The 13,090-nt window shown below is 41.1% G+C and carries 11 protein-coding genes; 8 read left to right on the forward strand and 3 right to left on the reverse strand.

What is annotated here, in order from left to right; all coding sequences use genetic code 11:
• Window positions 1-228 precede the first annotated feature (228 nt).
• From pomA to thiI, 3 genes are all read left to right on the forward strand, one after another.
• Window positions 229-996, forward strand: coding sequence for a flagellar motor protein PomA (gene pomA, locus IEY03_RS09635; RefSeq protein ID WP_188841155.1), 768 nt, complete (start codon window positions 229-231; stop codon window positions 994-996).
• A 2-nt stretch (window positions 997-998) separates the two neighbouring features.
• On the forward strand, window positions 999-1,925 hold the full coding sequence (locus tag IEY03_RS09640; RefSeq protein ID WP_188841156.1) for a flagellar motor protein MotB: 927 nt from the start codon (window positions 999-1,001) through the stop codon (window positions 1,923-1,925).
• A 373-nt stretch (window positions 1,926-2,298) separates the two neighbouring features.
• Complete coding sequence (thiI, locus tag IEY03_RS09645) at window positions 2,299-3,753, forward strand: tRNA uracil 4-sulfurtransferase ThiI (protein WP_188841157.1); 1,455 nt, start codon at window positions 2,299-2,301, stop codon at window positions 3,751-3,753.
• A gap of 178 nt (window positions 3,754-3,931) precedes the next feature.
• Here thiI and IEY03_RS09650 read toward each other — a convergent pair whose 3' ends face one another.
• Window positions 3,932-4,168 carry a hypothetical protein gene (locus tag IEY03_RS09650; RefSeq protein ID WP_188841158.1) on the reverse strand — a complete coding sequence of 79 codons (237 nt, stop codon included), beginning with the start codon at window positions 4,166-4,168 and terminating at the stop codon, window positions 3,932-3,934.
• A 181-nt stretch (window positions 4,169-4,349) separates the two neighbouring features.
• Between IEY03_RS09650 and IEY03_RS09655 the strand changes: the two genes are divergently transcribed.
• From IEY03_RS09655 to rlmM, 4 genes are all read left to right on the forward strand, one after another.
• Window positions 4,350-5,261 carry a transcriptional regulator GcvA gene (locus IEY03_RS09655; protein ID WP_188841159.1) on the forward strand — a complete coding sequence of 304 codons (912 nt, stop codon included), beginning with the start codon at window positions 4,350-4,352 and terminating at the stop codon, window positions 5,259-5,261.
• A 1-nt stretch (window position 5,262) separates the two neighbouring features.
• Window positions 5,263-5,964: an alpha/beta family hydrolase gene (locus IEY03_RS09660; protein WP_188841212.1), complete on the forward strand. Its 702-nt coding sequence runs from the start codon at window positions 5,263-5,265 to the stop codon at window positions 5,962-5,964.
• 52 nt (window positions 5,965-6,016) lie between these two features.
• Window positions 6,017-6,400, forward strand: coding sequence for a DUF423 domain-containing protein (locus tag IEY03_RS09665; RefSeq protein ID WP_188841160.1), 384 nt, complete (start codon window positions 6,017-6,019; stop codon window positions 6,398-6,400).
• An 81-nt stretch (window positions 6,401-6,481) separates the two neighbouring features.
• Entirely contained in the window at window positions 6,482-7,585 is a 1,104-nt protein-coding gene (rlmM, locus tag IEY03_RS09670; RefSeq protein WP_188841161.1) for a 23S rRNA (cytidine(2498)-2'-O)-methyltransferase RlmM, read from the forward strand.
• A 116-nt stretch (window positions 7,586-7,701) separates the two neighbouring features.
• Here rlmM and IEY03_RS09675 read toward each other — a convergent pair whose 3' ends face one another.
• Window positions 7,702-8,712 carry an isocitrate dehydrogenase gene (locus tag IEY03_RS09675; protein ID WP_188841162.1) on the reverse strand — a complete coding sequence of 337 codons (1,011 nt, stop codon included), beginning with the start codon at window positions 8,710-8,712 and terminating at the stop codon, window positions 7,702-7,704.
• 454 nt (window positions 8,713-9,166) lie between these two features.
• Between IEY03_RS09675 and IEY03_RS09680 the strand changes: the two genes are divergently transcribed.
• Window positions 9,167-11,917 carry an alpha/beta hydrolase family protein gene (locus IEY03_RS09680; protein ID WP_188841213.1) on the forward strand — a complete coding sequence of 917 codons (2,751 nt, stop codon included), beginning with the start codon at window positions 9,167-9,169 and terminating at the stop codon, window positions 11,915-11,917.
• A gap of 707 nt (window positions 11,918-12,624) precedes the next feature.
• Here the strand turns inward: IEY03_RS09680 and IEY03_RS09685 are convergent.
• Window positions 12,625-13,038: a DUF3192 domain-containing protein gene (locus IEY03_RS09685; protein WP_188841163.1), complete on the reverse strand. Its 414-nt coding sequence runs from the start codon at window positions 13,036-13,038 to the stop codon at window positions 12,625-12,627.
• Between the last annotated feature and the right edge of the window lie 52 nt (window positions 13,039-13,090).

Below are 13,090 nucleotides of genomic sequence, written 5' to 3' on the forward strand. Positions count from 1 at the left end.
TCCTCTTATTCAGCGTGTGACAAGGTATATCAGCCAAGCTTTAGGGTCAAATACAGACGCTGGATATTTGCTCAATAGCACGCTTTGTTACTGAAATTTGTTTAGAAAGTTGAAAATCGAGCTAAACTAGAAATGATTTTGACCGATAACATAATAAGATTATGCTTACCTTAGAGATAATTAGGCATTAGCACATCAAGCAGAATTGACTGCATTTGAGGAGAAGTTGTGGATTTAGCAACCCTGATAGGTATTATTGGCGCTTTTGCTTTTATTATCGGCGCTATGGTCACCAGTGGTGGCATTGGCTTATTTATCGACGTACCGTCAATTTTGATTGTTGTTGCAGGTTCTTTGTTTGTCGTGATGATGAAGTTCAATCTTAAGCAATTTCTTGGTGCAGTTAAGATTGGTCTTAAAGCATTTATGTTTAAAATCGATAGACCTGAAGACTTAATCGAACAGTCCGTGAGTATGGCTGATGCTGCACGTAAAGGCGGTTTTTTAGCCTTAGAAGAAGCGCAAATTAGCAATACCTTTATGCAAAAAGCCGTCGACATGTTAGTTGATGGTCATGATGGCGATGTTGTGCGTAACGCGCTGGAAAAAGACATAGCATTAACAGAAGAACGCCATAAAGCCGGTATCGGTATTTTTAAAGCGATGGGCGATGTTGCGCCTGCGATGGGTATGATAGGTACACTTGTTGGTTTGGTTGCCATGTTATCAAATATGGATGATCCAAAATCCATTGGGCCTTCGATGGCGGTTGCCTTGTTAACCACACTTTACGGCGCGGTAATTGCTAACATGATAGCCATTCCTATGGCCGATAAATTATCACTGCGAATGAATGAAGAGTTATTGAACCGTAATTTAATTATGGATGCGGTATTGGCCATACAAGATGGTCAAAACCCTCGTGTTATTGAAGGCTTTTTGAAGAACTATCTTGCTGAGAAACAACGTAAAGTCGATACGACGGACGGAGAGTAACCATGGCCAAGGCCAAGTGTGATTGTCCACCCGCAGGCGCGCCCATGTGGTTAGCAACCTTTGCTGACCTAATGTCCCTGTTGATGTGCTTTTTCGTGTTACTGCTAGCGTTCTCTGAAATGGACGTGATGAAGTTTAAGCAAATCGCGGGTTCAATGAAGTATGCATTTGGTGTACAAAATAAAGTTGAAGTAAAAGATATCCCTAAGGGGACGTCTGTTATTGCGCTTGAGTTTCGCCCTGGACGACCTGATCCCACACCGATTGAGATTATTAACCAGCAAACCAATGAAATGACTCAACCCACCATTGAGTATCAAGCAGGTGAGGAAGACAGTGCTGGTGGCGTTCAAAAGCAAAATGGTGCTCAACGGGGGGGGAATGCTAGCGCTACAGCACAAAAAGAAGCTGAAGCGGTTAAAAAAGATGCCGCTTCGGCTCAAGACAATATCAATGAAGAACTGAAAAAAATGGCTGAACAATTGAACGAGCAAATCGTTGATGGTGCCATTGAGTTAGAGTCTTTAGGCCAACAAATTATTATTCGTATTCGAGAGAAAGGATCGTTTGCATCAGGCTCTGGTTTTTTACAACCTAAATTCAGGCCCATCGTTCGTTCAATCGGTGAGTTACTTAAAGATGTGCCTGGTGTAATCACGGTATCGGGTCATACTGATGGTGCCCATATAAGTAACGAGCTTTATAGCTCAAATTGGGATTTATCTAGCCAGCGTGCCGTTGCTGTGGCTCATGAGTTAATGAAAGTGCCAGGTTTTGATGAAAGTCGCATGAAAGTAATGGGGGAAGCATCCAATAACCCACTGGTGCCTAACGACAGCAATAGTAATCGAGCCCGAAATCGCCGTGTTGAAATTGCCATTGAGCAGGGGAAACCCAAAGAGTCAGATGAAATTAAAGTGATCCAATAAGCTGATTTATTTGAGGTAAGCTTACTGATAAAAGCGCAGTCATTTGATTGCGCTTTTGTTTAGTTCACTTGTTTGTCGGTTTCACAATTTATCCGTTTAACTAAGATAAAATTTTATCAGCTTGTATGAACAGGGCATTGTCATTGAATGCCTCGCGAATGCTATTACATGTGGTGATAAATTTGCTATAATCCGCCGCAATTGCTTGCTTACTTTTACCCCGTGTAATCATTTTATCGACGCTGTTTTACTCGGTGCTGAGATTTTACGCTGTAGAAAATAAGTCTTTATTCTATTAATTCAAATCATTAAATGTCACATCGGCAAAACTAATGTTAGTTTTTAGTCGGTCATTTATGTTGCCGGAACTGCTATGAAGTTTATCGTAAAGCTATACCCAGAAATCATGATGAAGAGTAAATCGGTAAGATTACGTTTTACCAAAATGCTTGAAACCAATATTCGCAATGTACTTAAAAAAGTTGATGAAGAGGCAAAAGTACAGCGTTTATTTGACCGTATCATCGTCAAGGTGCCGGAAGATAAACCTGAATTGCAGGGTAAATTTGCGGAACGTTTAGCTTGTATTCCTGGTATTGCCCATGTGGTTCAGGTCAGTGAATATCCGTTTGATACCGTTGACAGTATTTATCAGTTAGCGTTACCGCGTTATCGCGATGAGATTGCGGGTAAAACTTTTTGTGTGCGGGTTAAACGAACAGGCAAGCATGATTTTAATTCGATAGAGGTAGAGCGCTACGTAGGTGGTGGTTTAAACCAGCATACCGATGCATTGGGGGTGAAACTTAAAAATCCTGATGTGACTGTGAATCTTGAAATCGATCGCGATAAACTTTACATGGTTGAGCGTCGCATAGAAGGATTAGGCGGTTTTCCAATGGCAACCCAAGAAGATGTGCTATCGCTGATTTCTGGCGGGTTTGACTCTGGTGTATCAAGTTATCAATTTATTAAGAAAGGCGCTCGAACGCACTATTGCTTTTTTAATCTAGGTGGTGCTCAACACGAGATAGGTGTGAAGCAAGTGGCTTATCATTTATGGCAGACCTATAGCGAATCGCACAAAGTACGTTTTATTACTGTGCCATTTGAACCCGTCGTTGAACAGATCTTAGAGCGGATTGATAATGGTCAAATGGGGGTTATTCTGAAGCGTGTCATGATGCGTGTTGCGGCTCAAATCGCTGAGAAGTATGGTATCCAAGGTATTGTAACGGGTGAGAGCCTAGGTCAAGTATCTAGCCAAACCTTAACCAATTTAAATGTTATCGATCGCTGCACTGATATGTTAATTATGCGCCCGTTAATTGCCATGGATAAGCAGGACATTATTAATCAAAGCAGATTAATTGGTACCGAAGATTTTGCTAAAACCATGCCTGAATACTGTGGCGTGATTTCGCAAAAACCAACAGTTAAAGCGGTATTATCTAAAATTGAAGCTGAAGAGAAAAAGTTTGATGAAGACTTAATTGAACGCATCGTTGCTTCTGCAAAGGTAATGGATATTAGGGATATTGAAACAGAAATGAATCAACAAATCACTGAAACTGAAACGGTTACCGATATTGCTACTGGTGAAATTGTCATTGATGTGCGATCACCTGAAGAAGAAGAGCGTAAGCCTTTAGATATCGACGGCGTGGAAGTTAAAACCATTCCTTTCTTTAAATTAGCGACTCAGTTTGCTGATTTAGATAAAAGTAAAACCTATTTACTTTACTGTGATCGTGGTGTGATGAGCAAACTTCAAGCATTATATTTGATTGAGCAAGGTCATCATAATGTGAAGGTATATCGCCCGTAACAGAGATAAGTTTATTGAGGACGAATATGGCTATGTTCGTTGTTAAAAAATGTGCTTACTAAAGTCGGGTTGAAAAATGCCACATAAAAAAACCGCAATCTATGCGGTTTTTTTATTGCATTTATGGCAAGCTATCAAAGCTAGCATACATGAGGGAAGTACTGTTCAATAATAATTATTAATCAGCCACTTGCGTGCGAACAGTTTTTATTTGTTGATCATTTTCAGTAATTAAAACTTCATTGACATCTTTAACTACTTCTTGTTGCATTTGGTTTAGATTATCAGCTAATTGTGCATTAATAGTTGCGTATAAATCGCTAATATCTACTTGAGCCATTTCGTTAGCTTGTGCGGCACTCAGACTGAGTGACGACATCATAGCCAGTGCGAGAACAGATTTGAAATTGAACATGAGTGAGCCTCCGGGCTGACAAATCGTTTGATTGCCGGACACTCCCAAATACGTCGAAGAGACTGTCCAACTGACTTAATTTCATTGATGCTAATTTAATCAAAAACACTGTTCTTTACAAACGACAAAAAATACCGATAATCATTAGAAAAACTAATTAAAAAACGAGAGATTGATCACCATGTCGAGACGGTTACCTCCCTTAAATGCGGTGAAAGCATTTGAAGCCGCAGCAAGAAATCTCAGCTTTACAAGGGCTGCAGAGGAGTTGTTTGTGACTCAGGCTGCTGTAAGTCATCAAATTAAAGCATTAGAAGATTTCTTGGGTTTAAAGTTGTTCAGACGCAAAAATCGATCATTATTGTTAACAGAAGAAGGCCAAAGCTACTTTCTCGATATCAAAGATATCTTCACCCAGCTTGGTGAAGCTACCGAAAGATTGCTCGCTCGCAGCGCCGTTGGCTCACTGACGGTGAGTATGTCACCCAGTTTTGCGATTCAATGGCTAGTGCCTCGTTTAGCTAAGTTCAGTGACAAAAATCCAGATATTGATGTGCGTATCAAAGCGGTCGACAGTGACACTGGATCATTAACTGATGATGTGGATGTGGCGATTTATTATGGTCAAGGCAATTGGCCAGGGCTTCGTGCAGATAAACTGCGCAATGAAGTGTTAATTCCAGTGTGTTCGCCATTATTACTCAATGGCCCAAAACCGTTAAGTTCCCCAGCTGATTTAAAACATCACACCCTACTGCATGACTCTAGTCGCCATGACTGGCAAGCTTGGTTTAGGCAATGTGGCGTTAGTGACATTAATGTCAACCAAGGGCCGATATTTAGTCATTCATCTTTAGTATTACAAGCCGCAGCTCATGGACAAGGCGTCGCATTAGGATACAGTGTGTTAGCACGCCCAGATATCAAAGCAGGGCGCTTGGTTTGCCCTTTCTCTGAAGTATTGGTAAGTAAAGATGCCTATTATTTAGTGTGCCAGCAAAACCATTCTGAATTAGGTAAGGTCAGCGCGTTTCGTGAGTGGATGGTCGATATGTTTGCCGAGGAGTCTCGCAGTGATTTACTTGCAGGATAGTATTAATCAAAATGCTGAATTAGCCCGAGATTATTTAATTGATGGTCCAGTGGATAGCGGCACGCTTATCGTGTTAGCTCATGGGGCCGGGGCCAATATGCACCATGCATTTATGCAGCAATTAACTCAAAGTTTGGTTGCCAAAGGTTTTGCTGTTTATCGATTTAATTTTTTATACATGCAAGCCAATATGCTTGATGGTAAAAAGCGCCCGCCAGATCGGGCGCCAAAGTTAGTGCAGCATTTAGAAAGTGTACTGGCAGATATTCAACATAAACAGCAACAGGGTGAACTTAACTACAAGCGTATTATGTTGGTCGGTAAATCGATGGGCTCACGTATGATGGCAACGTTAACCTCAAGTTTGCATCAATGTGAAATGCCTGATACCAAGGCCGCGCTTGATAGCGTCATTGGACAAGTTTGCTTGGGTTATCCATTTGTGCCAATTAAAGGTGGTGTGCCACGATTGCCTCCGCTGAATGAATCAAGCATGCCGACATTGGTGCTTCAAGGTGAGCGAGATAAGTTTGGCCTTCCTGAGCAAATAGCTTCGTGGACATTTCGCAAAGGAATTGAATTCACCTATATTCCTGATGGCGATCATAGTTTTGCCCCACGTAAGTCATCTGGAACAACATTCGACGCTAATCTCGCGCTTGTGGTGGCTGAGATAGATCGTTTTTGTGGATCTTTATCCTAAGTTTGTTAGCCAAAGGTTTGTACATCAACCAAGCCCAATATTAAGGCAAATTATGAAGCATCGTTTATTATCTGTCGCTGCAATGAGTGGCTTTCTCGCCGTGGCTTTAGGGGCATTTGCTGCTCATGGCCTAAAAAAAGTCACCTCAACAGAAATGATTAATATTTTTAATTTGGCTGTCGAATATCAGTTTTACCATACTTTTGCATTAATAGGCCTGGCGTTTGCTGCAAACTGGTTGAGCCCTAAACTGGTTAACTTGGCGGCTGGGTTTTTCATCACAGGTATCGTGTTATTTTCCGGTTCGCTCTATTTGTATGCGCTAATTGGTCAAAAATGGCTAGGTCCTATCACCCCCATTGGCGGTATTTGTTTACTGATTGGCTGGGCAATTTTTGCAACAGCTGCATGGCGTAAACCTGTTAATACGGATTAAATCTAAATCTGCTATAGCGGCATATTCTTGCTATAATCCGACAAAATTTTGCTTCAAGTTCGACTATTGCTAAGGCTTTACATGAAAAACCTATTCCTATTTTGCCGTGCTGGATACGAGAAAGAGTGCGCTGCAGAAATTCAACAACGCGCTGCAGAACTTAATGTTGGTGGTTTTGTAAAAACCAATAACAATGATGCTTATGTTATTTATCAATGTTTTGATGATAATGGTGCCGATGAATTAGCTGAGAAATTAGCGTTAAGCTCACTCATTTTTACTCGGCAAATGTTTGCAGCGGCAGATCTATTAATCGATTTACCTGAGCAAGATAGAGTAAGCCCGATTATTCAGGCATTAGGTGAATTAGCTAAATGCGGTGAACTGCGTGTTGAAACTCCTGATACTAATGAAGCGAAAGAATTGTCGGCATTTTGTCGTAAGTTCACTGTGCCTTTACGTCAAGGCTTGAAAAAAGCGGGGATTCTACTTGGTGCTGAAAATGCACGTCGACCTATTATTCATGTGTGTTTTATCGGCTCTGGTAAAGCGTTTGCTGGCTATTCATTAAGCCATAATAGTTCGCCTCATTTTATGGGGATTCCGCGCTTGAAAATGGTTGCGGATGCGCCAAGTCGCTCAAGTTTGAAATTGGATGAAGCCTTCGGTGCCTTTTTAACCAAAGAAGAGCAAGACCTACGTTGTCGTAGTGGGTTAAATGCCGTTGATTTAGGCGCTTGTCCTGGTGGTTGGACTTATCAACTAGTGCGCCGAGGTATGATGGTCGCAGCAGTTGACAATGGCCCGATGAATGAGAAATTGATGGAAACGGGTCAGGTTAAACATTATCGTGCCGATGGTTTTAGATTTGAACCGCCACGTAAAAATATCTATTGGTTAGTTTGTGACATGGTTGAAAAACCTTCCCGTGTCGCTGAGCTAATGGAAGCCTGGGCAATTAATGCTTGGTTTAAAGAAGCCATCTTTAACCTGAAACTGCCAATGAAAAGTCGCTATAAAGAAGTGCGAGTTATTTTAGATACCATGGCCGAGATTTTTAAAGAAAACAATATCGAATATAAGATGCAGTGTAAGCACTTGTATCATGATCGCGATGAAGTGACTGTGCATTTATGGTTATTCCCAGAAAAAGGCGTTAACTATGCCGTACTGGGTGAAAGATAAAACGCTACTGTGCTGCGCTATCGCTCACGTGTCAGTCTTTAACCTAAAATCAGCTTATTTAGCAACTAAAAAGCCCTAATATATTAGGGCTTTTTGCTAAGTTTAACGCCAACAGATTAATCTAAACGTTCTAATACCGCTTGGGTGAAATCTGTTGTGCCATATGTGCCACCTAAATCACGCGTTGTGCGGTCGCCTTCTTCAATCACAGCAGATACAGCATTGCGGATCATCACCGCTTTATCAGACATACCAAGATACTCCAGCATTTGAATCGACGCTAAAATAACGGATGTTGGATTGGCTAAGTTTTTCCCCGCAATATCAGGGGCGCTTCCATGTACGGCTTCAAATATTGCAGCATCACGACCGATATTGGCACCCGGCGCCATGCCTAAACCGCCCACAAGGCCCGCACACAAGTCTGATAAAATATCGCCGAACAAGTTAGTGGTTACCATCACATCAAAGTTTTCTGGGTTCATGACTAATTTCATGCAGGTTGCATCAACGATCATTTCTTCAGTGATGATATCTGGGTAGCGAAGGCTGACTTCACGGGCCACTTTCAAGAATAAACCCGAGGTTGATTTCATGATGTTAGCTTTATGCACTATGGTAACTTTTTTGCGGTTTTCTTTACGTGCTAATTCATAGGCGAAAGTGACAATTTGTTCAGCGCCCTGACGGGTAATAATACTGGTGGCTTCTGCTGTTTCACCGTCATCTGATACTTTTTGACCTAAGCCAGAATACATACCTTCGGTATTTTCACGAACGGTAATAATGTCGATATTTTCATATCGCGCTTGAGTGCCTTTAAATGAATTTACAGGACGCACGTTCGCATACAGGCTGAATTTTTTTCTTAGGCTGACGTTGATTGAGGTAAACCCTTCTCCAACAGGCGTGGTTAATGGACCTTTAAGAGTAATGCGGTTTTTTTCAATTAAATCGAGAGTACGTTGTGGTAATAATTCACCGTGTTTTTCTAGCGCCGTAAGGCCAGCATCCGCAAATTCATATTCAAAATTACATCCTGCTTTGTCGAGAATTTTTAATGCAGAATCGATAATACTTGGGCCAATTCCATCACCTGGAATTACGGTTATTGTACGTTTTGACATCAGAAGTCCTTACACGCTAGGGTTACTGCAATGATTACAGCGCATTAATTGGGGCCGCAGTATGAGATTTCAGTCTCACAAGCGGTGATTTGATGATTTTATTCATCTGTTTTCTAGCGACTATTTTAACGATTTTTAATCTTTATTTACAGAAAACTGTGGATGAAATCGCATTTAACAAACATTTGTGATGTGTTTTAGATTAAAATAGCCGCATTAATGACAAATGAATGTGATTGCACTTTATTGAATTGCCAAATCCTTTTTATACAAAAGGTTAACTTTACAAAAGTAGGGTATTTTGTTCACTTCTGTGCATCGTTTGCTAGACGACCATAGTCGAATATTCAGGTTTACTGACGTTGACACTTTTAGCTGATGTTGTGGTTTGTGCCATCATAATTATAAGAAGAGGAATTTTGTGAAACTATCTTATCGGTTTACCTATCCATTGATGGTGATGTTATTACTGTCACTTTCGACAAGTTTTACATATGCAGAGCCGTTATCGCTAACGGATATTATGCACTTTAACACCTTACAGCAACCGGTTATCGCTGATGATGGCCGCATGATGGCGGTTGAGGCAAAGCCCGACCGTGGTGAAAGCTATGTGATTGTGAAATCAATTGATGGTACTAAGAGTTTTAATATTGCCAATGGGACTAAGCCAAAAGTCAATGCCAATGGCCGATTTGTGATTGCCACTATTCCAGCCAGCCTGTTAGCGAAAGAAACTAAAAAGAAGTCTGAGTTAACCCAAGATTTAGCCTTGCTTGATACTAAAACGGGCCAACAACAAGCCTTTACTAACATTAAATCGGCTCAGTTTAATGATAATGGCGAATATTTAGCTGTGTGGTTTAAAGAAGATAAAACCGCAGATGAGGATGCCAAACCGGCTGAGACCGCTGCCAGTGAAACTGACACTGACACTGTTGAAGATGATGATAAAGGCACTCGATTAAGCCTGATCCATTTAGCGAGCAATAAAACGGTTCAGCTTACTGATGTGACTCAATTTGCTTTCGATGAGTCAGGTTTTAACTTTGTTGCCGCGATAAATCGTCACAATCAAAAGCAACATCAAGTCATGTTAGTTAATTTAACCCATCAGACACAGCGTGATTTATATAGTACTAGCGATGACCAAATAGGTGAATTAGCCTTAAGTAATGACGGACGTTATGTTGGATTTACCACAGGTAAACTGAGTCAAAAGCGTAATGCACGCCAATATCAATTACATGTGATGAATATCAGCTCTGGTAAACATCGCCAGCCAACAAGCCAGGAGTGGACGCTAAATCAATATGCCACTGTGATGTTTTCCCGTGACAGCGAGCGTTTGTATGTAGGCCGAGTCCCGCAAGTAGTTGCGCCGCAAAAACAGCAAAAGTATACCGATGACAATTCACTGTTTGATTTGAATGTCATTGCCGACAACAAAAATCTACGCATTTGGCATGGTGACGACGCCAAAATTAAACCGCATGAAATAAAAGAATATCAGGATGAATTAAAGCGCACTTATTTAGCGGTTTATCACCTAGATGCTGATCGTATTATCCAATTGGCAGATAAAGAGGTGCCGACGGTTCAGTATGGTGAACAAGCGCGCTATTTGGTTGCGACATCAGACGTGCCATATCAGAAAATGATTACCTGGGCGGGTTTCTATCAAGATGTATATCTTGTTGATTTAAATACCGGACGCAAAATTTTGGTGTTGGCACAGCAACCTAGTGACGCTATCCCTACATTGTCACCAAATGCAAGATTCTTACGTTATTACCAACAAGGGAACGTGCATATTTACGATATTGCTCAGGCAAAAAGTTTTAATTTAAGTGGACAATATGCGGTGCCTTTTGCTGATGAAGACCATGATTACCCCAGTTCGGCTCCGGGTTATGGTTTTGGTCCATGGCTTGATGATGGTTCAGGTTTCATTAGTTATGACAAATACGATGTTTGGCAATTTAATACCACCTCGCATAGCGGATTTATGTTGTCTAATGGCGAAGGTCGCAAGCAGGGTGTTGAATACCGAGTTAAAGGGCTTATTAAAGACAAACAACCCGCAACGGTTAAAGCCGACCAAACCATATTGTTAAAAGGCTATAGCCATCGCACCAAGGCTGATGAATTCTATGTTGCCAAAGTCGGTGTAGCAGGGGTTAAAAAACTAACCGATAGCCAAAGTAAATTAACCGTATTGGCCAGAGCAAAGCAAAGTGATCAAATCCTGTATTCAAAACAGCGCTTCGATTTGTATCCAGACGTTTATGCCGCAACATTAGATGATATAAACAAAGCCAAGCAGCTGACATCATTAGATAAGCAACGCCGAGCATTTAGCTGGGGGAAATCTGAACTTGTACAGTGGACCGATGCTGATGGCAATCTCGCTGACGGTGTTTTGATTAAACCAAGTAACTATCAAAAAGGTAAACGTTACCCTGTGATGGTGTATTACTATCGCTTTATGAGTGATCGCTTACATGCTTTCCCTGATATGAAAATCAACCATAGGCCCAATTTTGCTTGGTACACCAATAATGGCTATGCCATTTTTCTACCGGATATTCGTTTTGAAATTGGCTATCCAGGAATTTCCGCGGTCAAAGCGTTAACCACGGGCGTGCAAAAAATAGTCGATATGGGCATCGCCGATCCGAAAAAAATTGGTCTTCATGGTCATTCATGGAGTGGTTATCAAACAGCATTTGCTGTGACTCAAACGAATATGTTTGCCGCAGCCGTATCGGGCGCCCCTGTGTCTAATATGACTAGCGCATACAGTGGTATTCGTCATGGAAGCGGCCTTGCAAGACAGTTCCAATATGAAACGGGACAAAGTCGCATAGGGGAGAGTTTATTTAAAGCACCGCAGAAATATATTGAAAACTCACCCATTTTTTACGTTGAGCGAATTCAAACACCCATGATGATTATGTTTGGTGATATTGACGATGCAGTACCTTGGGAGCAAGGCGTTGAAATGTATTTAGCGATGCGCCGCGCCGGTAAAGATGTGGTTTTTTTACAGTACGAAGGCGAACCTCATCATTTGAAGAAGTACCCGAATAAATTAGATTACACGATTAAAATGCGTGAATATTTTGATCACTATTTACTCGGTAAACCCGCTCCGTTATGGCTTGAAAAAGGTGAGGCTTACCAAGAGTTTGCTAAGGATTAATGCTATTCGCTCGAGCCTGTTGAACTTTGTAGGCTAAGTTTTGTTTGAGTTAAATAGGATTTTATTTGCGGCCAGTGGATTGATGCCTAGTCATCTAGGCAAAAACTATTTAACCAAGCGTAAAAGTGTTTAGCCGAAGCCTAGCGCTGTATGTTGATCATTTTCACTTAGTTATCGACTTTTATCTAGCGCCACGACTATGTAGCGTCATTAAAGCGCTACGTCTGTGAATTGTAAGGTAACCAAACACTCGCAACGAAAATAACCCTGAAAGACCAACAGGCCGTATGACACTTAACAATGCAGACTTAACGGTCTGCATTTTTTATGGCACAAATTACGTGGATCACAGGTGATGTTGAGTAAATTGAAACCCCTAATTAAAACATTCTGATTTTATGGGGGGCAAGATGGGAGCGCTAGTGATTGCAACATTACTTAACCTTAACTCGGATAAGAGATGAATAAACGATATTTAAAATATTCATATTCTGACGTTTACAGTCAAACTTTAGCTTTGCACCGATACAAGGTGAATTGATGCGTCAATAAGAGGATTTTGCAAGTCAATTGAACGCAGTTAGCGGTGTAATAACCTGCTTTATAAGTATTTGTCGCCCTGATTTGAGATGGTTTCGGGGGGCGCTAAAAAAGCAACCAAGGGACTTGCGACTCAAGGGCTCTTGAGCCGCTAAATGAAAATTAAATTAATGAGCTAAAGCCGCTTGTGTGGACTCAATTAATATTTCGCTGTCTAAATATTGTTGGTAGGTTTCTAAGCCCCAAGCAATAAGGATATTGTTTTTAAACAGCAAAGGGGTGCATTCGTCCCGTGTTGTAATACCGTCTGACTTTAGATGATGAGTGCGATAAAACAATATTTGGTATTGGCCATCAATAGCCGTTTTGGCTTCAACAAAGTCGGCACTGCCGAATAATTTCTTGATAGTCTCTAAAGATTGCCCAAAGCTAATTTCAGTCATTTTTTGACTATTGTAAGCTTGTCTATCTTCCCAGGCGCGGTCTTCTGGGAGAGGCTCATAAATAAACATCACCACGGCAACAAATAAGAGATAAGCAATAAATATCCCACCGATAATATACGTTGCACTGGCTTTCATTTAATACTCCATGGTGGTGCTATTTGAATGTTAATTATTGAGTGTAAAATAT

Source organism: Shewanella aestuarii (genome assembly GCF_014647215.1).
Classification (GTDB): Bacteria; Pseudomonadota; Gammaproteobacteria; order Enterobacterales; family Shewanellaceae; genus Shewanella; species Shewanella aestuarii.